16 protein-coding genes and 1 pseudogene are annotated in these 20,941 nt (G+C 70.3%); 5 read left to right on the plus strand and 12 right to left on the minus strand.

Going from position 1 to position 20,941, the window contains the following annotated elements; all coding sequences use genetic code 11:
* The 7 genes and pseudogenes from STRTUCAR8_RS39300 to STRTUCAR8_RS39330 form a co-directional block, all read right to left on the minus strand.
* The coding region (locus STRTUCAR8_RS39300) for a PHP domain-containing protein (protein WP_006381954.1) at nt 1-1,032 on the minus strand (1,032 nt) is incomplete at its 3' end.
* Nucleotides 1,033-1,366: 334 nt separating this feature from the next.
* Nucleotides 1,367-2,446, minus strand: coding sequence for a S1 family peptidase (locus STRTUCAR8_RS39305; protein WP_006381942.1), 1,080 nt, complete (start codon nt 2,444-2,446; stop codon nt 1,367-1,369).
* A gap of 247 nt (nt 2,447-2,693) precedes the next feature.
* Nucleotides 2,694-3,709, minus strand: a pseudogene (locus STRTUCAR8_RS39310) (slipin family protein).
* A gap of 194 nt (nt 3,710-3,903) precedes the next feature.
* Nucleotides 3,904-4,812 (minus strand): S1 family peptidase, encoded by a 909-nt coding sequence (locus STRTUCAR8_RS39315; protein WP_006381951.1) that lies wholly within the window; start codon nt 4,810-4,812, stop codon nt 3,904-3,906.
* Between the two features lie 266 nt (nt 4,813-5,078).
* Nucleotides 5,079-5,861 (minus strand): DUF1684 domain-containing protein, encoded by a 783-nt coding sequence (locus STRTUCAR8_RS39320; RefSeq protein WP_044473667.1) that lies wholly within the window; start codon nt 5,859-5,861, stop codon nt 5,079-5,081.
* 219 nt (nt 5,862-6,080) lie between these two features.
* Nucleotides 6,081-7,223 carry an LLM class flavin-dependent oxidoreductase gene (locus STRTUCAR8_RS39325; RefSeq protein ID WP_006381955.1) on the minus strand — a complete coding sequence of 381 codons (1,143 nt, stop codon included), beginning with the start codon at nt 7,221-7,223 and terminating at the stop codon, nt 6,081-6,083.
* A gap of 57 nt (nt 7,224-7,280) precedes the next feature.
* Complete coding sequence (locus tag STRTUCAR8_RS39330; protein WP_044473668.1) at nt 7,281-9,179, minus strand: FAD/NAD(P)-binding protein; 1,899 nt, start codon at nt 9,177-9,179, stop codon at nt 7,281-7,283.
* Nucleotides 9,180-10,180: 1,001 nt separating this feature from the next.
* On the opposite strand from STRTUCAR8_RS39330, the gene STRTUCAR8_RS39335 reads away from it, so the two are divergent.
* The gene (locus STRTUCAR8_RS39335) at nt 10,181-10,621 is read left to right on the plus strand and encodes a cell division protein SepF (RefSeq protein WP_006381939.1); all 441 of its coding nucleotides are present in this window, start codon (nt 10,181-10,183) and stop codon (nt 10,619-10,621) included.
* A gap of 38 nt (nt 10,622-10,659) precedes the next feature.
* On the opposite strand, the gene STRTUCAR8_RS39340 is transcribed toward STRTUCAR8_RS39335, so the two are convergent.
* Nucleotides 10,660-11,856, minus strand: coding sequence for an acyl-CoA dehydrogenase family protein (locus STRTUCAR8_RS39340; RefSeq protein WP_006381941.1), 1,197 nt, complete (start codon nt 11,854-11,856; stop codon nt 10,660-10,662).
* Between the two features lie 260 nt (nt 11,857-12,116).
* Nucleotides 12,117-13,727 carry an MFS transporter gene (locus tag STRTUCAR8_RS39345; protein WP_006381952.1) on the minus strand — a complete coding sequence of 537 codons (1,611 nt, stop codon included), beginning with the start codon at nt 13,725-13,727 and terminating at the stop codon, nt 12,117-12,119.
* A 257-nt stretch (nt 13,728-13,984) separates the two neighbouring features.
* Between STRTUCAR8_RS39345 and STRTUCAR8_RS39350 the strand changes: the two genes are divergently transcribed.
* Both STRTUCAR8_RS39350 and STRTUCAR8_RS39355 read left to right on the plus strand, forming a co-directional pair.
* On the plus strand, nt 13,985-15,220 hold the full coding sequence (locus tag STRTUCAR8_RS39350; RefSeq protein ID WP_044473669.1) for a membrane protein: 1,236 nt from the start codon (nt 13,985-13,987) through the stop codon (nt 15,218-15,220).
* Nucleotides 15,221-15,454: 234 nt separating this feature from the next.
* The gene (locus STRTUCAR8_RS39355) at nt 15,455-16,492 is read left to right on the plus strand and encodes a phosphatase PAP2 family protein (protein WP_006381949.1); all 1,038 of its coding nucleotides are present in this window, start codon (nt 15,455-15,457) and stop codon (nt 16,490-16,492) included.
* A gap of 37 nt (nt 16,493-16,529) precedes the next feature.
* Here the strand turns inward: STRTUCAR8_RS39355 and STRTUCAR8_RS39360 are convergent, their stop codons facing one another.
* The 3 genes from STRTUCAR8_RS39360 to STRTUCAR8_RS39370 form a co-directional block, all read right to left on the minus strand.
* The gene (locus tag STRTUCAR8_RS39360) at nt 16,530-16,751 is read right to left on the minus strand and encodes an I78 family peptidase inhibitor (protein WP_044473670.1); all 222 of its coding nucleotides are present in this window, start codon (nt 16,749-16,751) and stop codon (nt 16,530-16,532) included.
* 410 nt (nt 16,752-17,161) lie between these two features.
* Entirely contained in the window at nt 17,162-18,178 is a 1,017-nt protein-coding gene (locus STRTUCAR8_RS39365; RefSeq protein ID WP_006381944.1) for a helix-turn-helix transcriptional regulator, read from the minus strand.
* Nucleotides 18,179-18,315: 137 nt separating this feature from the next.
* Nucleotides 18,316-18,990, minus strand: a complete 675-nt coding sequence (locus STRTUCAR8_RS39370; protein WP_006381953.1) for a LysM peptidoglycan-binding domain-containing protein — start codon at nt 18,988-18,990, stop codon at nt 18,316-18,318.
* Between the two features lie 540 nt (nt 18,991-19,530).
* Here STRTUCAR8_RS39370 and STRTUCAR8_RS39375 point away from each other — a divergent pair.
* A complete protein-coding gene (locus tag STRTUCAR8_RS39375; RefSeq protein WP_006381943.1) occupies nt 19,531-20,304 on the plus strand; it encodes a hypothetical protein in 774 nt (257 codons plus the stop codon).
* A gap of 152 nt (nt 20,305-20,456) precedes the next feature.
* On the plus strand, nt 20,457-20,918 hold the full coding sequence (locus STRTUCAR8_RS39380) for a hypothetical protein (protein ID WP_006381947.1): 462 nt from the start codon (nt 20,457-20,459) through the stop codon (nt 20,916-20,918).
* Nucleotides 20,919-20,941 lie beyond the last annotated feature (23 nt).

The raw sequence follows: 20,941 nt of genomic DNA on the forward strand, positions 1-20,941 counted from the left end.
CGGCAAGTGGGCGGTGCCCAGGCCCAGGTCGGCCTCGGGGTCGAGGGCGCAGGCGTCCGCCGTGGCGGCGGTGTCGGCCAGCAGCCGTCGGGCCCGCCGGGCGTCGGCTCCGGCGCACTCGGCGACCGCGTACGCGATCTCCGTCATCCTTTCCTCGTCCTTCAGCCAGCGTTCCCCGCTGTCGAGGCGCCGCCGGTCGACCGGCCGCAGCAGCCGGGCGGCGTCCAGGACGTCGGCGAGGCGGTGCTGGTCGGGGTCGGCGTAGCGGACGGCGTTGGTGAGGACGGCGGGGGTACGGGTGCGGTCGGCCAGGGCGAGGGTACGGGCGGCGAGGCGCAGGGAGCCGGGGCCAGTACCGGGCCGGGTACCCGCAGCCACACCGCCACCGCCCTTACCCCCACCGCCCTTACCGCTGCCGACGCCGACGTTGATGCCATTGCCATCGGCGTCACTGGAGAAACGTTTATGCATGATCACCTCCAGCCGCACCCCACTCCCGAACACCTCCCGCCAAGGCGCCAGCAACCGCACCGCGACGTCCTCCCGGCCCACCGCCAGCGCCCGCACCGGCTCCGAGAGCGGGCCGAGCAGCACGGTCAGACCGGGACCGCCGTACTCACGCAGCGCCTCCCAGGGCACCACCACCGGCGCCGCGCCGGACGCCGTACCGACATACGCGGCCGAGGTGATCCGGCACAGCCGCGCCCAGCCGGCCCGGTCCTGCGCGAGCAGCGTGAACCGCAGCGGCGGCTCGGCCACATGGGCGCCGCCGCGCACCGGGGTACGGCGCCGCCGGTCCGGGGGCGGCGGCGCGAGGGCGGCCACCGCCAGGTCGACGCCGAAGACCGGCCGGACCCCTTCCTTCGCACAGGCTCGGGCGAACCGTACGGCGCCGGTGACCGTGTCCCGGTCGGTGAGGGCCAGCGTCCCCATACCGCGCTCGGCGGCCCGCCGGGCGAGCTGCTCGGGGTGGGATGCGCCGTAGCGGGCGGAATAACCGGACGCGACGTGCAGATGGGCGAAGCCCGTCATGCCGCACCTCCATCACTCCACCCCTTTTCAGCCACACATTCGATCACCAGTTCGATGATCGACCTGTACGGGATTCGTACTTCCGTTCGATTGGTTCGTTCACTCTAGCCCCATCAGCCCCGGTCAGCGACCTGATCAAGGACGGCGGCGGGTGTTCGAAGATCGTCGACGGCACCACAACCCCGTCCGTACGGCATCACACCCGGCATCGCGGCCGACCTCGCACACGTCCTCCCGAACGGCGAAATCCCGCCCCTGGAAACCAGGGGCGGGACCGCCCCGGACCCATCGGTCCGGGAGAGGGATGACGCGTGGAGGGCGTACGGGAAAGGGTTCAGCCGATCTGCGTACCGGTGGCCGACAGCGCTTCCGTGACCGGCTGGAAGAAGGTCTCCCCGCCCGCGCTGCAGTCGCCGCTGCCGCCGGAGGTGAGGCCGATCGCGCTGCTGCCCGAGAAGAGCGAGCCGCCGCTGTCGCCGGGCTCGGCGCAGACGTCGGTCTGGATGAGCCCGTTGACGATGTCGCCGTTGCCGTAGTTCACGGTCGCGTTCAGACCGGTGACCGTGCCGGAGTGCACCTGGGTCGTGGAGCCGCTACGGGTGACCGACTGGCCGACGGTGGCCGAGGCGGCGCCGGTGATCCGCTGGGAGCTGCCGTTGTAGAGGTTGACCTGACTCGGGTGGGCGACGTCGGCCGTGTACTTGACCAGGCCGTAGTCGTTGCCGGGGAAGCTGGACGACTCGTTCCGGCCGATCACGCCGGAGGAGTCGGACCACGTCGAGATCGACTCGGTGCAGTGCCCGGCGGTCAGGAAGTACGGCTCGCCGCCCTTGACCACGTTGAAGCCGAGCGAGCAGCGGCCCCCGCTGCCGGTGATCGCGTCGCCGCCTGCGACGAAGGTCCTGAACTCCCCCTTCGTACGCTGGAGTTCGGCCGTGCCACCGAGTCCGTCGACGACCTTGGTGAGCTTGGTCCACTCGGCTGCGGAGACCGTGCGGTCGGCGGTGACGACGACCTTGTTGGCCGTCGGGTCGACCGCCCACGAGGTGCCGGGGATGGTCGCGTCCTGCTTCAGGGTCGTACGGGCGCTGTCGAGTTCGGCGACGGAGTTCTCGACGATCCGGGCCCGGGCGCCGGCCGACTCGACGGTCCGGGCCGCCGTTTCGTCGAGCACGTTGACGACGAGGTTCTTCGTCTTCGCGTCGTAATACGCTCCCGCGATGTCGGCGCCGAGGTCCTTGCCCAGCGTCGAGGCGATCTTTCCGGCCGCCGGAACCGAAAGGGCCCTGGGTTCAGCGGTCTTGGTGACCTCGCTCGCGTTCGCACTCTGGAAGGTCACTCCCGCGGCGACGAGTGCGGTGATGCTCGCACCCACCATGGTGGCGCGGCGCCCTGATATGCGTCGGTGCTTCAACTTGCGTCCTCCTGTGGGGGGTTCGGCCGGGAGGTTGTGGGGACCTCCTTGTGCCGGTTGGACGCGACCCACTATTCCGAGACGTTCGGGGAGCACACAAGGTCGACTTCAGGACGCGCGTAGACAAACGGGCGTGCGCCCCCATCTACGAGCCCACCTTGACCGTCCACGGTCATTTCACAGTTGCTCCACGCGAATTCGCACTGCAAACACTACGCGTGAGTAATGAGTGGGCGGACCGTGAGGTCTAGTCCTGTCTTGAATTCGCCCTTTCGGGACTCGACTCCAACAAGGAGGCGGCGGAAGGCAGTTGCTCCTGCACCGATTGCTCGGACAGCCCAGTCGGCTCGGATGGAACGGATGGCCGGGAGAGCCCGGACTGCTCGGCGATCTCCCACTGCACCCCGCCCTGCGGCGCACGCGCCACCTGCGACGGCTCCACCGAGGGCGCGTCCGCCGCCACGACCGGCGGCGCGGCCGCTGGTGCGGCCGGCGGCCAGGCCGGCTGCTGTGCCCGTTCCAGAAAACGGAGCAGTTCCACCGGGAAGGGCAGGACGAGCGTGGAGTTCTTCTCGGCGGCGACCGCCACCACGGTCTGGAGCAGCCGGAGTTGGAGTGCGGCGGGCTGTTCGGACATCACTCCGGCGGCCTCCGCGAGCTTCTTCGAGGCCTGCAACTCGGCGTCCGCGTTGATGACCCTGGCCCGGCGCTCCCGGTCGGCCTCCGCCTGCCGGGCCATCGAACGCTTCATGGTCTCCGGCAGGGACACGTCCTTGATCTCGACCCGGTCGATCTGGACGCCCCAGCCCATGGCCGGGCTGTCGATCATCAGCTCCAGCCCCTGGTTGAGCTGCTCCCGGTTGGACAGCAGATCGTCCAGGTCGCTCTTGCCGATGATCGAGCGCAGCGAGGTCTGCGCCATCTGGGAGACCGCGAACCGGTAGTCCTCGACCTGGACGACCGCTTCGGCCGCGTCGACCACCTTGAAGTAGACGACGGCGTCCACGCGCACGGTCACGTTGTCCCGGGTGATGCCCTCCTGCGCGGGCCGGGCATCGTCACGATCTGCATGTTGACTTTGCGGATCTTGTCCACGAAGGGCACGATCACGGTGAACCCGGGCCCGCGCACACTCGACGTGAGCCGCCCGAGCCGGAACACCACACCTCGCTCGTACTGTTTGACGACCCGCGCCGCAGCCGCCACGTACAGCACTCCGGCGGACGCGACAGCGACTCCCGCCGTCACCAGCTCCTCGACCATGCCGGCCCCCAGGGTCCGAAGTGGGCGTACGCAGGGGAGACTTTCCTGTACTTCGAAGGTAACTCCGCCAGGCGGACAAGGGCGAGCCCCCGCACGCGAGTCGCGTACGAGGGCTCTCCTGCTGCTGCCGGCTGCAGGTCAGGCCGTGCGGAAACCGATGGCGCAAGTGGTGCTGTGGAGCCGTGGGGCGAGCCCTAGAAGACGCTGACGCCGTAGGCGCTCAGGGCCTCCGTGACGGGCTGGAAGAAGGTCGTACCACCGGAGGAGCAGTTGCCACTTCCTCCCGAGGTCAGACCGTAGGCGACGCCGCTGTTGGAGTAGAGCGGGCCGCCGGAGTCGCCGGGCTCGGCGCAGACCGTGGTCTGGATCATGCCGTAGACGACGTCGCCGCCGCCGTAGTTGACGGTCGCGTTCAGCGCGGTGACCCGGCCGCTGTGGATGCCGGTGGTGGAACCGCGACGGTAGACCGTCGTGTTCACGGACGGGGTGGCGGCGCTGGTGATGTCGACGCTGCCGACGGTGCCCGAGATCGAGCTGACGGGGTAACTGCTCGCGTACTTGACGATCCCGTAGTCGTTCGTCGGGAAGCTGGAGCCCGAGGTCGCGCCGAGCAGCGTCGTACGAGCGGAGTTGGACCACCAGTTGCCCGCGCCGTCGGTGCAGTGACCGGCGGTCAGGAAGTAGTAGGTGGAGCCGCTGCGTACGTTGAAGCCCAGGGAGCAGCGCCAGCTACTCGCATAGATGGCGTCGCCGCCGGAGATCAGTTTGCTGAACTTGCCCAGGGTCCTCTTGACGGTGATGGCGTCGGCGGTGCTGCCCGCCTGCCGCTTGATCTTCGCGATCTCCGCCTGGGAGACCGTGCTGTCGGCGGTGACGACGACGCGGTTCGTCTTGGCGTCGACGGCCCAGGCGGTGCCCGGGACATCCGCCTTGAGCACCGAGCCGCTCGCCTTGGTGAGCTGGGCGGTGCTGAAGGTGGTGACGTCGGCGGCTGTCGCGTTGGGGATGGCGATGGCGGCCGCGGCCACGAGTCCGGTACTGACGGCGATCAGCCGGGTCCGTCTCGTGATGCCACTGCGGGGGGTGGTGCGCTTGATCCTCACTTGTCGTTCCTCCACATGGGAAGTCGGGGGCCCGCGTGGGGTCGGGGCCCGTGAGGCGCAGTCGGAGTCGCTCTGCCCGGATTCCGGACATGCTGTGACCCTGACAAGCGCTGGGTGGGAGTATTCGGCCGTTCGACCGGTCGACGCAAGGGCGCCTTTCGGCCTCACGTTGTTCAACTCGCGCATGAACCACAGGAGTTGATCAAGGGGCTCGCTGGTCAGCGTTCCAGAGGAAGTCGGTAGGAAACCGGTAAGAATTCGGTGTTCTAGCGGAGATCTCGCTCCCCTGCTGCTACGGCGACGCCCAGCGTATTCCCCGGCGGGGGAAAGGGGCAGACGAAATGGTCGGCGAACGCGCACGGTGGAAGCAGGCTCCGGTTGAAATCCACCGTTGTGCGCCCTTCGGCGTCCGGCGCCTCGGGGCGCAGGAACCGGAAGCGGTAACTGCCGTCGCCGCTGGTGGAGTCGGCGAAGACGGCCCACAGGGTGCCGTCCTCCTCGACCGTCACGCGCAGCGTCAGCTCCTGCCCGTCGAGCGTGAACGTCAGTTCACCGCCGAGCCCGAGCCCGCGCTCACGCCCGTCCGCGTTCTCGACACGCACGGTCCGCCGCCCGTCGTACGGAGTGAACCTGCCGGGCACCGACCAGCGCGGGTCGTACGGGGTCGCCTCGACGCCCTTGAACGCCGTGCGCGTCTCGGCGGCGGGGTCGAAATCGCGTACGCCCCAGCTACTCTCGCGCACCAGTACGACCAGGCGTCGGTCGCCGAGACCGACCCGGGCCGCGCCCGCCGGACCGGAGTCGGCGGTCAGCCGGACCTTCCCGGCGAAGGGCTCACCGTCGAGCGTCAGCCCGTCCGTGACCCCGGCGTCGAGGACGATCCCGTCACCGTCGGCCGTCCAGCGGCCGGGGACGGCCGGAAGCCGACCGTCCGGAAAGTCCTCGATCCAGTGCGTACCGACGAGTGCGAGGGGCCCATAGGGCGCCGACACCGTCTCGATGCGCCGTTCGTGCCACTTCTGCCACGCCTCGGACACGTCCGCCGTCATGAACTCACTCCAGCTCACTCCCTGGAAACACTCCGTGGACCACCTCCGGCCCACGCCCCGGCCCACGCGTTCTGTGCGCGGCCGGTACACAACCTGTATGTCATCTTTATCGGTGCGACGCCCTGTCAGCCCGTCCATACGGGTCTCACAGCACAAGGCACGAGCCCAAGGCACGAATACGAGGCACAAGCGCGGGTCCGCGCCCCGGTGCCCGTACGGTCATGACGCACCCCCGGCGCTCACGACCGGCCCGGCGCACTGCCCGACCGGCCGGGCCAGCCCCAGGTGCTCCCTGAGGGTGCTGCCCGGATAGAAGGTACGGAACAGGCTCCGGTGCTGGAGCAGCGCCACCGTGCCGTTGACGAGGCGCTCCAGGTCGCGGCGCGGCTCGGCGGGGACGAGGTGGAAGCCGTCGACGACGCCGGACGCGTGCCAGGCGGTGATCAGTTCGGCCAGGTCGACGGGCCCGCCCCGGTACAGCGGGCCGTGCGCACTCGGCCGGGGACCACCGCCGCCGTGCCCCGGCTCGGCCGCGTACTCGCCGCCGCCCAGGTCGACGACAAGGCTCGCGAGGATCCGCAGCTCGTCCGGGTCCCGTCCCAAGTCCTTCGCGGCAGCCCTCAGTTCGTCCCGTGCGGCACCCGCCTGCGCGGCGCTCACCGCCCGGACGAGCACCACGTCGGCGTGCCGGGCCGCGAGCTGCCGGGCCTGCCCCTCGGTGGCGTCGACGACACGGACGGGATGCCCCTGGGTCGGCCGCGGCACGGCGTAAGGGCCCGGGAGGGAGAAGGTGGCGCTCTCGAAGTCGACTTGGTGCGACCTGCCTTCGGCGACGAGACGGCCGCTCGCCATGTCCCGTGCCCCAGCGGCGCCCTCCCCGCTGTCCCACAACCGGGCTGCTCTGTCGGCGACTTCACCGGTCTCCCCCGGCGGTGCGTCGCCGGGATCGGCGCGGCGGCGCCCGAACGGCCGGGCCTCGGACTCGGCCTCGTTCCCGGCTTCGTTCCCGCTCTCGTTCTCCGTCGCCGACACGTCGAGCTGCCGGCCCGCCCGGCCGCCGCTGACCCGGTCGAGGGTCGCCAGGGCAGCACGGCCGTGGAAAGGCTCGGCGTGCGTGCTGGTCCCGGTGGCCACCAGACCGATCCGCGCGGTGGCGGGGGCGATCCGGGCGAGCACGGCGAGCGCGTCAGGACCGGGGTGCGCGAAGGAGTCGCCGAGCGTCACGAAGTCGAGCCCGCCGCTCTCGGCGAGCCGCACCGCATCGACGTACAGGCCGACGTCGGGCAGTGCCTGTCGTCCGGCCACAGGCTGATCGACGGCGGCGGCCAGGTGCAGCAGCCCCCGGCCGTGCGTTGAGCTCATGAGGATGAACCTTTCGTCGGTGCGTCACAGCACCCGCGTGACAAGTAGAGGGAGGCGTCATGCGGCGGTGTCGTGACCGGCCACCGCTTCTGCACCGCACTCGGCACCGATCTCGACACCGATCTGGGCAGCGCCCCCGGTACCGCGCCCATCCGCGACGCGCACGTCGTCGCTGTCGTGGCGAGCCGACGTCCGCAGAAAGGCCAGGGCGGCGCGCGCGGTCGCGTCGTTCTGCCGGAACGCGGGTCCGCCGGTGCGTGGCCGGGTGAATGCGCCGGAGCCCCGCGCCTCCGTGTGCGGCCCGAGCGCGAAGCGCCGTGGGTGCGGCCGGCCGTCCCGGTCCAGGAGCCGCCCGTCACCGCGGTCCACAGCGAGCAGACCCTCGGCGGTCACGCCGACGCCGTCGTCGTACAACGCGCGCAGCAGGGTGTCGCGGGCACGCTCCAGCGTGGGTTCCGGCAGCCGCGCCTCGACAAGCGCACGGGCCTCCACCGAAGCTCCGGGCACACTGGCACCGCCCGCCCGGAACACCCCGTCCTCAGCGGTGACGGTCACCTCGGCGCCGAGGAAGTTGAGGAGGCCGGCCCGGGACAGCGCGAGCATCTGCCGCAGCCGGGGTCCGGGCGGCCCGGAGGCGAGATAGCTGAAGTAGCCGTGCCACCAGGACCCGATGTCCCCCAGCCTCACCAATTGTCCGTAGACGGAGAGCAGTCCGAGGAAGACAGCCAGATCCGGGCTGTACGACGCATCATGACGCCGCGTCAGATCGTTCCGGATGTACTCCCGCAGCCCCTCCTGAAGTGCCTCGTGCGACGGATACCGCACGCCGTCGAGCGGCCGGTCGAGAGCGTCGAGGTCCAGCCGGTCGGCCGGATCGGGCACGGTGGAGGCCACCAGCACCTCCCGCTCCGCCGGGTCCGCGGCGGCGTACTTCTCCTCGAAGTCCGCCCAGGCGCCGCCGGTGCGTTCCGGGTGGACGGTGAACAGCCGGTGGTAGTGCGCGAATCCCAGCTCCTTCTCCACCAGCGGCCACACGTCCCGCCGGAAGTCGAAGCCGTCCGGCCGCGCGAGCAGGGCGTCCACCTCGTCCGGCCCGAAGAACCGTGGCAGGGGCGGCCGTTCACCGGTCCAGTCGTAGTCGATCTTCGAGTGGTACGGCACCCCGCGCCGAGAGCCGACGTACAGCACCGGCTCACGCCCGGACGGCAGATAGGTCAACTCCCCCTCGGCGCCGCCGGGATCACCCCCGGAACTCTCCTCGAAACGCCCGCCGCGCCCCTCCGTGAGCAACACCATCAGGTCGACGAAGGCCAGCCCGAAACCCCGCACGAGGACAGGCTCACCGGGCCGCAGCGCGGACAGATCGCTGTCGGCGGTGAAGTCGGGCGGCAGATGGACCAGCCCGTTGGCCCGCGCGTACGAGGCCAGCTCGCCCTGCTCGTCGTCGAGTTCGGCGTCGAGGTGGCCGAGCGTCAGCACGACGAGGTCGGCGAGCAACGGCCGGGCACGCCCCTCCAGCCACACCTGCTGACGCCCCTCGCGCGGCCCGGCGACCCGCAGGGCGCGCCCGGCGTGGTGCTGGACCCGGATGCCGGGCGGCAGAGCGGCCACCGTGTCCTCGTACACCCAGTTCAGGTAGGCGCCGAGGCGTTGACGGTCCGAGAAGACGCGGCCGTCGATGTCCGCCCACTCGTGCAGCGTGGGCCCCGGGCGCACCGGGCCCGCCATGTTCACCGTCTCGTCGGTGAACATGGTGACGTCCTGGGCCTGCGAGTTCATCCACAACAGCGGGGACTGCTCCTGGCGCCAGATGCGGCCGGCACCCGGCGGATGAGGGTCGACGAGATGGATGTCTAGGCCCGAATCCCCGTACAGCTCAGGGGCGTTGGCGGCGATCCGCTCCAGGAGACCGGTCCCCCGCGGACCGGCCCCCACGATGACGAGCACAGGCCTCATCGCACACGCTCCGACCTGCGCACGTGAATGTGCGCGTCGGGCGTTCGCACCAGGTATGAGGGTGGGAGTGGCGGTGAGAGTGGGAGTGGGGCCGACTCGGCCAGGGGGTGCGAGGACATGGGAAGGCTCCGTGACGCGATGGGTCGAACACGGTGATGCCTTCACACAGGTGTCGCACAGATGTCGCAGGGCGCGCGGTACGGCGCACATGGCAGCCGTACGACGTACAGGGCGCGCGATACGGCCGAGCCCCTCAGCAGGGCCGTCCACCGACTCTACGGCGCCGTTTCCCCTCACTGTCAAGGGTGTCCGAACTGTGAGCACTTCGTCTCACGTCGGTTGACGCCGCACCGGATGCCTGTTCCACTTGCCCCATGCATCCACAGCAGTGGCTGGTCAAACGCTCCCACATCGACCTCGGTCGAGTGTGGTCCTCCTCCTGTTGAGCTGACCCCCTGCGCGCCCGCTCGTCCGGGCGCCTTTTCGCGTTCTCCCGCGCACCTCACCTTTCACCCGAGCCTTCACACGTCGCACACCCCTCCCCTCAAGTCCCTCCGCTTTTCCTTTCCCGATTCCTTTCACGCATGTTCACGCGGACACGGGCAAGAAGACGCACAACATGCAGACCTACAGCGAACAGGAACCAGCCTCCACGGATCTCGCCACCGCAGACCGAGGCCTGACCCGACGTCAGACACGTCCCGGACGCGACTGGGCCCCCCATGACCGCGTCTGAGGATCCGTCAGGAAAGCGGGCAGGCCGCTCATTCACCCATACGTCCCAACGCTCACCCATACGCCACGAAGAATCATATTTCACTCTCAGTCAGCAGTCGGACACAGCAGGACCCTTGCGGCACCGGGCCTCTCGACGAAATGGTTGTGCACCAGTACCGTCACGAAACCCCCGCGCGGCGTCTATTCACTTGGCGCGCCATCCGCATCATGGATGACCATAGGGATGCGGAATGCATGAGAGACCGCTGTGAGAGGAGGCGTCCATGGGATCGGTACGCAAGGCGAGTGCCTGGCTTGGCCTCGTCGACGACAACGATGACGAGCGTTACTACGACGACGACTACTCCGAGGGGACCGAGCAGCCCGGGGATGCCTGGGTCACGGACCCCCGGGTCAAGGTCGCGGGCGAGGTGGCCGAGGAGAAGGGCCGCCGCATCGGCACGGTCACCCCGGACAGCTTCCGGGACGCCCGCGCCATCGGCGAGCTCTTCCGGGACGGCGTCCCGGTCATCATGAACCTCACCGCCATGGAGGCCGCCGACGCCAAGCGCGTCGTCGACTTCGCCGCAGGCCTCATCTTCGGTCTGCGCGGCTCCATCGAGCGGGTGTCCAACCGCGTGTTCCTGCTGACCCCCGCCGACACCGAGATCGTCAGCGGGGAGGCGCAGCCGCACCGCGCGGACGGCTTCTTCAACCAGAGCTGAGCAAGGCAGCTCACCGGCACCGCCGTCCGTTGTTCAGGTCAGCGGAAGGCGTCAAGTCCGGTGAGCGCCTTGCCCAGCACCAGCTGGTGCATCTCGACGGTGCCCTCGTACGTGAGCACCGACTCGAGGTTCGTCGCGTGCCGCATCACGGGGTACTCGAGCGAGATCCCGTTGGCGCCGAGGATCGTCCGGGCCGTACGACAGATGTCGATGGCCTCTCGTACGTTGTTGAGCTTGCCGAAGCTGACCTGCTCGGGACGCAGGCGGCCGGCGTCCATGCGCCGCCCCAGATGATGGGCGAGCAGAATCCCCTTGTGCAGCTCGACCGCCATGTCGGCGAGCTTGGCCTGGGTGAGCTGGAACCCCCCGATGGGCCGCCCGAACTGCTCACGCGTCTTCGCGTAGTCGACGGCCGCCTCGAAACAGGACCGGGCCGCCCCCATCGCACCCCAGACGATCCCGTAGCGGGCGTGGGAGAGACAGCTCAGGGGGCCGCGAAGCCCGGTGACCTCGGGCAGTACGGCATCGGCGGGCAGCCTCACGTCGTCAAGCACCAGTTCGCTGGTGACGGAGGCGCGCAGGGACCACTTGTGCTTGATCTCGGGTGCGGAGAAGCCGGGGGTGTCGGTGGGGACGACGAACCCGCGGATGCCGTCGTCGGTCTGCGCCCAGACGACGGCCACGCCGGCGACCGACCCGTTGGTGATCCACATCTTCCGCCCGTTGAGCACCCAGTCACCGTTGCCGCCGTCGCGCTTGGCATACGTACGCATACCGGCGGGGTCGGAACCGTGGTCGGGCTCGGTCAGCCCGAAGCAGCCGATGACCTCGCCGGAGGCCATGTCCGGCAGCCAGTGCTGCTTCTGCTCCTCGCTGCCGAAGGCGTGGATGGCGTACATGGCGAGCGAGCCCTGCACGGAGACGAGTGAGCGGATTCCGGAGTCGGCGGCCTCCAGCTCCAGACAGGCGAGGCCGTACTGCACGGCGGAGGCGCCGGCACAGCCGTAGCCGGTGAGCGACATCCCGAGGGCGCCGATGCCGCCCAGCTCCCGGGCGAGCCCCCTGATGTCCGGCAGCTCACCCTCCTCGAACCACCCGGCGACATGGGGCAGCACCCGGTCCGCCGCCCAGGTCCGGACGGTGTCCCTGATCGCCAGGTCCTCCGCGTCCAGCAGGTCGTCGAGGCCGAGCGGGTCGGCGGGGTCGAAAGGGGGCAGCTTCGCGAACACAGCCACAGGAGCCTCCGGCAACTTAAACTAGCACCGCTAGTTACGATGCGACTGACGCTACGCCCGCACATCCGTCGGTACAACCCGGCGGGGGCCTACGGACACGCTGTGCGTGGCCACGCACAGCCCCGGCGACCGTCTTACCGAACTCCGCCCGCCCGTCGGTGGCTCGCACCCGCACCCGCCGACGCTCCCGCACCCCCACAGGAGAGGCTCACCCCTCAAGCGACCGTCACGGGCGGTGCCTGGGTGGGAGATCTCGGCGGTCACACCGGGACACGGGACCCCGCGACCTCCCGAGGACCAGGCACGGCAACCGGCTCAGCGGCGCCGCCACACTGCATCACCCGCGGCAACCTCAACGCCATCACCGCCCCCAGCACCAACAACCCCGCGCTCACCAGCAACGTCACATGCAGCCCGTGCACGAACGCGTCCCGAGCCGCCGCCCGCAGGGCCACACCCGGCGCCCCCCCGAGCCGCCCGGCAACCTCGTACGCCTCGCCCAGCGAATGCCCCGCCGCGGCCGACGCCGACGCCGGAACCCCCGGCACCGACCCCACCCCGGGCGCGTACGCCGCGTTCATCACGCTGCCCAGGAGCGCGATCCCGATCCCCGCGCCCAGCTGGTACGACGTCTCACCGATCGCCGCCGCCCCGCCCGCCTGCGCCGCCGGAGCCTCGCTCAGCATCGACTCGTACGCCCCGAAGAGCGTCGTCTCCAGGCCGAAGCCCAGCAACACGAACCCGGACAGCATCAGCCCCGCGTTGTCCTCGCCGCCCATCGCCGTCAGCAGTCCGACCGCCGCCGCGGTGAGGCAGAACCCGGCGCACACCATCGCCCGCGGCCCGAACCTGCGCAGCAGCCGTGCCCCCGCGAGCCCGGCCGCCATCGCCGCCACCGTCAGCGGCAGCAGCCGTAGCCCCGTCTCCAACGGCGAGAGGTCCAGCACCAGTTGCAGATACTGCGCCGCGATCAGCTCGAGTCCGACCAGCGCGAGCATCGCCAGCACGATGCAGCCGACGGACGTACTGAAGGCCGGCCGCGCGAACATCCGCAGGTCGACCAGCGGATACGTACGCCGCCGCTGCCTCCGTACGAAGGCGACCAGCAGCGCCGCGCCCACCACCAGCGGCACGACCGTCAGGACGTTCCCGGCGCCTTCCCCGCCGCCCAGCCGCTTCACGCCGAGGACGACGCCGAACAGCCCGCCGGCCGCCGTCAGCGCGCCGAACACGTCCCACGGGCCGGCACCGCGCTCACCGCGCGACTCGGGCAGCAGCAGTCGGCCGATCGGCAGGCTGACCAGCATCAGGGGGATGTTGACGAGGAAGACCGAACCCCACCAGAAGTGCTCAAGCAGGAAGCCGCCGAGCAGCGGCCCGACGGCCGCGCCCACCGCCGCCACCGCGCTCCACACACCGATCGCCATTGCCCGTTCGCGCCGGTCGGGGAAGACCTGGCGCAGGATCGAGAGCGTCGCCGGCATGATCATCGCGCCGCCGACGCCCAGCAGCGCCCGCGCAAGGATCAGCAGCTGGGCACTGTCGGCGAGGGCGGCCATACCGGAGGCGACGCCGAAGAGCCCGTATCCGAGGAGCAGAATCCGTCGGCGGCCGACCCGGTCGCCCAGCGTGCCGAAGAGGATCAGCAGCGAGGCGCAGACCAGCGGGTAGATGTCGACGATCCAGAGCAGCTCTATCGCGCCGGGCCGGAGATCCTCGCTGACGGCGGGCACCGCCACATGCAGGACGGTCGCGTCGACCGCGACGAGCAGCAGACTCGTACAGAGGACGAGGAGAACGACCCAGCGGTTGGCACTCGCACCGGCCGTCCGACGGCGCGGCGCGGTGGCAGCCCTGGTCGTCCCGGACATGTACGTACCTCCAAGGTTCCCTCGCGTTCGGCGATCCTCGGGGTGGGGACTCCCCGGGGGTTTCGGCCGAGGAGGAGCGGTGGTCCTCGGCCCGCGCGACGAAAGGCGAGTGGTCCGACAGCGTACGCGAGTTCGCACCGGCGAAAAGTGGCGCACCTCTCACCCCTCCGCGGAGCCCGTGTGGCGTAGGCCACGCGTGCAGCGGGCCGCCCGCTCCCCCGCCCTCCCTTGTTCGGTCACCCGTCGATAATCGACCGGTGACAGATCTTGGAACCCGCCCGCTGCCCGTGCCGCCCATGCTCCGCCGAGCCGCGCCCGCCCTCCTCGGGTACGTGGCCGTCCGTGTGCTGGGCCTGGTCGCGCTGGCCGTGTGGAGCGCTGCGCGGGACAAGAACGCGTACAAGCTGCTGACCGCCCGCTGGGATTCGCTGTGGTACACGCGGGTCGCCGAACTCGGCTACGGCTACGAGGTGCGCCTGCCGAACGGTGACGTGCACTCGAACCTCGCCTTCTTCCCGCTGCTGCCCTGGCTGGAGCGGCTCCTGGCGTCGGTGACCCCGATGTCGTACGCCGACGCGGGCTTCGCGATGAGCGCCCTGGCCTCCCTCGCCGCCGCGTGGGGCGTGTTCGCGGTCGCGGACCATGTGTACGGCCGCCGGGCAGGGGTGTGCGCCGTACTGCTGTGGGCGGTGCTGCCGGTCGGGATCGTCCAGTCGATGGCGTACAGCGAGTCACTGTTCACGGCCCTGGCCGCCTGGTCCCTGTACGCGGTCCTCACCGGCCGCTGGCTGACGGCGGGCACCCTGGCACTGCTGGCGGGTCTGACCCGCCCGGTGGGACTCGCGGTGGTGGCGGCGGTGTGGGCGACCGCCATCGCCTCGTTCACCACGTGGTCGGGCAGCTCTTCGAGCACCTCGTCCAATACTTCGTCCGGCGACTCCTCCGGTACCTCGTTCGTACGAGAGCGAAGCGCGCCCGCTCCGCACAGCGCACCTGTCTGGCGGCGCGCCCTCGGCATGCTGATCGCGCCGCTCGGCGCCGCCGGCTACGTCCTGTGGGTCGGTCATCGCACCGGCAGGGGTCCGCTGGGCTACCTGGACGTCCAGGCCGGCTGGCGCAACGGTTTCGACGGCGGCGCCGCGTTCGCCCGTTTCGTCGCCGCCAAGTTCACGTCCTTCCCGTCGGCACTGGCCGGGGTCGGACTCATCGTCGGTGTGAGCCTGCTGATCTGGCTGTTCGTCACCTGTGTACGGCAGCGCCAGCCACTGCCGTTGCTCGTGTACGCGGGTGTCGTCACCGTGCTCGCCCTGTGCGCGTCGAGCTACTTCGGCTCGAAACCACGCCTGTTGCTGCCCGCCTTCCCCCTCCTGCTGCCGCTCGCCCGGGCCCTGGCCCGGCTGCGTACGTCCAGGTCGGTGCTGGTGACGGGCGTGGTCGCGGTGGGCTCGGCGGTCTACGGGGCGTTCTGGCTGAACGGCTCCGGTCCGCCCTGAGCGACCTTCCGCCGAATTCCGGACAACCGGCTGGTGAACCAATTCGAAAGGGCCGTAAAACAACCCACCTACAGGTTGCACTCGCTTGATCAATGAAAATCAAGGGAACATGTGCTGCCGAATAGGGATTCCGGTGAATTAAACATCACCTTGAGAGCAATCCCACATCACATCGTCATTACAAACCGGCGGATCGGCCGGAGATCCGCGCTCACTCGCTGTAACGTCGATTGGGTGCGTACTGAAGGAAACCTCGCCCGTCTGGACCGGGTGTTCGCGAGGCTGGACCGGGAGCCGGGCCGGCCGACCCACATCGATGTGCCGAAGATGAGCAGGCACAGGATCGCGCTTCTCGTCGCGACCCTGGTCTTCTATCTCGCCACCGTGTGGGCCGTCGTGATCACCTCGTGGTTGGTCCGGCTCGACTGGCAGGTCATGTTCTTCCGGCCCTATCAGCAGTGGCCTGAGATCCACGCCTTCCTCGACTACTACGTGGTGCTCGGCCAGCGCGGCCCCACCGCCGTGATGATCTCGGCCTGGCTGGGCTGGCGGGCCTGGCGTCAGCACACCCTGCGCCCGCTGCTCACGTTCGGCGCGGCGCTGCTGCTGCTCAACATCACGGTCGGTGCCGCCAAGATCGGCATGGGCCGCCTCGGACCGCACTACGCGACCACCATCGGCTCGAACGAGATGGGTATGGGTGGGGATATATTCCCCAGCGGTCACACCGCGAACGCCGTGGTGACCTGGGGCATCCTGGCCTATCTGGCCTCGACCCCGCGGGCGCGGCGCTGGCTGTCCGCCAGTTCGGCGCTGATGTCCCTCGGCGTCGGTCTCACCACTGTCTATCTGGGCACGCACTGGCTGAGCGACGTCGTCCTGGGCTGGGTCGCGGGTCTGCTGGTCCTGCTGGCGCTGCCGTGGTGCGAGCCGATGATCACTCGCGCCGAGACCTGGATACTGGAGCAGCGCGACCGCAGGCGCGTCCGGGGCGCCAGTCCCGCGCCCGTCCCGGCCCGGGTCGGTACACCGGCGATGCGCACGCCGCACGCGACCGCCGGGCAGGAGGCCACGGCCCGCGAGAACACCGCCCCGGCCGCCCACCTGTCACGGCCACCCGCGCACCCCGCGCATCCGGCCCCGCACCCGCACGCGAGCCGTTCGGAGCGCACGCCGGTCACACCGGCCGGCAGCCGCCGCCCCCCGCACGCGGACCGCGCCCCGCGCGCCACCGGCAACCCGTCGACCCGCCCCCTGCCCGGCAACAGCTGAGCCACCCAGAAGCAGAGGGCGCGCGGCGGGGCCGGGCTCAGCCCTTCCAGCAGCGCGTCACCCGACCGCCGGTGACCTCGAAGTTGAGCCGCCCGGTCCGGTATTCCATGGTGATGATCGCCCCGGGCGGCAGGGACCTCACAGCCGACCAGCCGCGCTCCCGGGCGAGCCGCTCGGCTCCCGCCGCATCGAGGCCGACATAGCTGTCCGGGGTGTCCTGGGCGTCCTGGGGTTCTTCGGGCCTGGGATTCGATGCCATGCCCGTCACGGTAGGCGCCCACCGGCGGCCGGGGAAGCCCGGAGCCCGGCACCAGGCATCACTCGGTACGCCCCCGGTCACGCTTCTGTCACAAGATCACGACACTCGTTTCAAGCGATAATCAGCACGCACACAACACGCGCAAGGCCGGTCACCCAAACTTCCGACGGCCATTCGAACGTAATTAGCCACCCCTCCGCGATCCCCCATAAACCCCGTCGGAGATCGCCGGAAGGGCACTGCGGAGGCGACGAATTTCCCCGTCCGCCAGCACCCCGACGTCTTACCGGTTTCTTATACACGCCATACATGCCGATGCCACGCGTCTCGGTCACCACCCCCCGGGCGACAGAACGCATAAAACACCCACGAATTCCCCACATAACCTCCGCATGCCTCGCCCCACGCCGTCAGGACACCGCCCCTGAGCTGCTCTCGCTCTTGCTCTCGATACCCGGCGACCGCTCCATCGCGCGGGACAGCCGGTCCCGGGAGGCCCTGATCACGTCGACGAGTTCCGTGGGCTCCAGCACCTCGAACTCGAAGCCCATCAGCATGACGTGGATGACCATCACGTCGAGACTCGCGGCCCCCGTGCGCAACAGACAGGCCTCGTCGCCGTCCGGCTCCAACGTCCCGGCGGAGGGCGAGATCCGCGCGGCGGCCTCGGCGAGGGGCACCAGCAGCCGGACGACGGCGTGCGTGGCGTACGCGCGCGTGGAGACGCCCTTGGAGACGTAGGCGGCTAGATCGTCGGCGGGAGGCGTACGAGGGGCGAAGCGCGGTCCGTGCGGCGGCTTCGGCGTGATGCGGTCCACGCGGAACGTACGCCAGTCTGCGCGGTCGACGTCCCAGGCGACCAGATACCAGCGCCGCTCGGTACACACGAGGCGGTGCGGTTCGACCGTACGGCGAGCCATCGACACAGCGCCTTCGTGTCCCCGGTACTCGAAGCGCAGCCGCTCCGTGTCCCGGCAGAGGTGGGCGAGTTCGGTGAGGACGGCCGGGTCGACGGCCGAGGGCTGTGGCCCGCGCAGCATCGGCACGGTGAAGGCGTTCAGCGCCCCGACCCGTCGCCGCAGCCGGTCGGGCAACACCTGTTCGAGCTTGGCCAGCGCCCGTACGGAGGTCTCGCCGATGCCCTCGATGCCCTGCCCGGCGGCCGTCCGCAGCCCGACGGCCACGGCGACCGCCTCGTCGTCGTCCAGCAGCAGCGGCGGCAACTCGGCCCCGGCACCGAGCCGGTAGCCACCGCCGGTGCCCGGACTGGCGTCCACGGGATAGCCGAGGTCGCGCAGCCGGTCCACGTCCCGGCGGACGGTACGCGGGGTCACACCGAGGCGGTCGGCCAGGTCTGGGCCCGACCATTCCCGGTGGGCCTGAAGCAGCGAGAGCAGGCGCAGCAGCCGTGCCGAGGTCTCCAACATGGGGGCGAGTCTGCCAGCGGTCGCGGACAGCTACTGTCCTCAACGGCCCTGGCCGGTGGGCCGACCGCACAGGACGCCGGTGCCCCACCCGGTCCGGAGACCGGGTGGGGCACCGTGCCCGCAGCGGAGGGAGCGGCTCAGAAGTCGAGCTTCTGGCCGGGCACGATCAGGTCGGGACTGTCGCCGATGACGGCCTTGTTGGCGGCGTAGAGGTGCTGCCAGGTGGTCGTGTACCGGGCGGCGATGCCACTCAGGGTGTCGCCCACGCGGACGGTGTAGTCGCCGCGGGACGAGCTGCGGCCCGTGTGGGCCGACGAACGCTCCGGCGCCTTCGAGGGAGCCTCGGACGCGGCGGACCGGCCGCTGGACGGGGTGGCCGACTTCTTCGTCGACTTGGTGGCGGCCGAGCTTGAGCCCGAGTCGGACCCCGATGCCGCGGGAGCGCTCCCGGCGGCCCCGGCGCGCGCCGAACAGGTCGGCCAGGCGCCCCAGCCCTGGGCGTTCTGGACCTTGGTGGCGACGGAGATCTGCTGGGATTTGCTGGCCCCGTCGGCGGTGGCCGCGTAGGCCGTGCCGCCGTAGGCGCGCCAGGTGCCGGCGGAGAACTGGAGTCCTCCGTAGTACCCGTTGCCGGTGTTGATGTGCCAGTTGCCGCCGCTCTCGCACTGGGCGATGCGGTCCCACACCCCGCTGTCCGCCGCCGCGGCGTTGCCTGTCGCGGCCAGCAGTCCGAGAGGGGCGAGCAGAGCCGCCCCGGCGAGGACCGCCGTCTTGCGCGTCTTGCGGGTGTAACTATCGGCACATTCGGACATGTAGATCCCTCTCCACAGACCCGGGCTCCCCCTGACCGGGGCGCGTCGGCCGCGCGTGAACGCGGTCGGCACGCTCCGCCCCGTCCGTCGGCGGTGGTGCTGCGCGGTGTCTGGTTCTGCGCTGCCGGCGGACGTACCCGAGCGGTGCTAGGTGCACTCGGCGGAGGAATCTATGGACCGCGACGAGGGGATATCAACCAACTCCCTGTTGTCCCAGGCCAGTTCAGGGTTACCGCCGGTATCGGCGAGTTCCGGCCACCCACTTCATGGCCTCATTTCCCGATTTGTCGACCAATCACTCGAACAAACTGTGAGTCAGTTCACCGGGCCAACTTCCGTAACCTGCCCGTTACTTGACATGTAGTGACCAATTCGGGACCGACTGTGACCGGGCGCGCAGGATGGTTCGATTCCGTTCGCCCTTCAGCGTGACCCCCACCACAGGTCGCCCGTTGTCATCTTCATGAGCCCGGACTGTCCGGGCCCACCGGCCGGGGGCGACCCGGCCTCGCCACGCACCGCATCCCGAGGGAGCCACCCGTGCCGCGCATGCTCGATGTCAGCGACGAGGTCCGCGCCGAGATCGGCGACGAAGAAGCCGACCGGTTGCTCACCGGCGACAACGCCCCGGGCAGTTACGACTGCACGTCCTGCCGCACGCCGGGCGACTCCGCCCAGGAGCGCACCAGCACCGTCCTCTTCATCGGGGACGAGACCGCCGTCCTCGCCTTCGCCCACGCCGGCTGCCTGCCTTCGCAGGTCGTCCAGGTCACCGAGGAGCAGCTCCAGGGCGCGGTCCGCTCCATCAACGCCGACGAGGAGGCCCCGATGGCCGCACCCGAGCAAGCAGTACTGGGCGTCACCAGCGGACTCGTCCTGATCGAGGGCGAGTTGCACCCCGCCCTGGTCGTCGAACCGACCGCCCCGATCGTCCGCCCCGGCGCGACCGGCGCCGGCGACGACTTCCTCCCGCTCCTCATCGAGCAGGGGTTCATGCCGTTGACCGAGCTGACGGAGGTGCCGCCCGTGCTGCACGGATGGTCGGTGCTGCTCGCGGCAGGCCAGCTGCACGCCGTACTCCAGCCGGGCCCGAACGGCGGCTCGGCGGTGGCCTGGTGGCAGGCGCACCAGCCGCTCCAGGTCACGGAGAGCTGGCGCGCCGCCGCCAACAAGCACCAGCAGGTGCTGGTGTTCGCGGCGCCGGTCGGCTCCATCGGCCGCCAGCCCCGCGAGGACCTGCTGCGGGACGCGCTGGACAAGGCGGCGGGCATCGGGAAGCTGGTCGCCAGCGCGTTGCCTCTGGCGGGTACGTGAGCGCTGTCGACCAGGGGTGCATCGACAGTTGGCGGCTTTCGGTCGAGTGGGGCTGGTCGCGCAGTTCCCCGCGCCCCTGCAGGGCGCTCCGCGGCCCTGCGAAGTCGGGGCACTGACCGCATCTGTTGGGCGGCGGGGTCGTTTGCACGTACGTGCACACCTACGACGTCCCCCGCCGCCAGTCCTACCAGTCGCTCCCGTCCGCGCGAGCGACTCAGGACTATCCGAGCGGCCCATCGGCCACGCCGATCTTCGACGCGCTGTACGCCGAGTACGGCAAGTCCTTCCGCTCACTGCCGGGCGACCGTAGCGGCGAGGAAGAGCTGGACTTCGCGGCGTTCAGGGCAAACCCGAACGGCCTCACCCCGTCCTACGGCAGCTCTTACGGCTCGAACTCCGGCTCGTACAGCGCCTACAGCGCGGGGGCGCTCAGTGCGCGCACCGGCAGTCAGGGAGGCGGATGGCAGCGGGTCGGCCAACTCGACGCGCAGCAGGGGCAGCCGGCGGCCCCGACCCCGACCGCCGTGTGGCCGACGGGTGCCCGGCAGCAGCACTACACCGGGATGACCCACATCCCGGCGGCGCTGCCACCGGGCCCGCGCCGGGGCGTGTGACCACCACCTGCACGTGACTGAGG

The sequence above is a fragment of the Streptomyces turgidiscabies Car8 genome, assembly GCF_000331005.1.
GTDB classification, from domain to species: Bacteria; Actinomycetota; Actinomycetes; order Streptomycetales; family Streptomycetaceae; genus Streptomyces; species Streptomyces turgidiscabies.

What these genes read in the sequence shown, in the direction of transcription:
- STRTUCAR8_RS39320 (WP_044473667.1), bottom strand. Translation starts at nt 5,861, where the DNA reads ATGACGGCGGACGTGTCCGAGGCGTGGCAGAAGTGGCACGAACGGCGC.
- STRTUCAR8_RS39325 (WP_006381955.1), bottom strand. Translation starts at nt 7,223, where the DNA reads ATGAGCTCAACGCACGGCCGGGGGCTGCTGCACCTGGCCGCCGCCGTC.
- STRTUCAR8_RS39330 (WP_044473668.1), bottom strand. Translation starts at nt 9,179, where the DNA reads ATGAGGCCTGTGCTCGTCATCGTGGGGGCCGGTCCGCGGGGGACCGGT.
- STRTUCAR8_RS39335 (WP_006381939.1), top strand. Translation starts at nt 10,181, where the DNA reads ATGGGATCGGTACGCAAGGCGAGTGCCTGGCTTGGCCTCGTCGACGAC.
- STRTUCAR8_RS39345 (WP_006381952.1), bottom strand. Translation starts at nt 13,727, where the DNA reads ATGTCCGGGACGACCAGGGCTGCCACCGCGCCGCGCCGTCGGACGGCC.
- STRTUCAR8_RS39360 (WP_044473670.1), bottom strand. Translation starts at nt 16,751, where the DNA reads ATGGCATCGAATCCCAGGCCCGAAGAACCCCAGGACGCCCAGGACACC.
- STRTUCAR8_RS39365 (WP_006381944.1), bottom strand. Translation starts at nt 18,178, where the DNA reads ATGTTGGAGACCTCGGCACGGCTGCTGCGCCTGCTCTCGCTGCTTCAG.
- STRTUCAR8_RS39370 (WP_006381953.1), bottom strand. Translation starts at nt 18,990, where the DNA reads ATGTCCGAATGTGCCGATAGTTACACCCGCAAGACGCGCAAGACGGCG.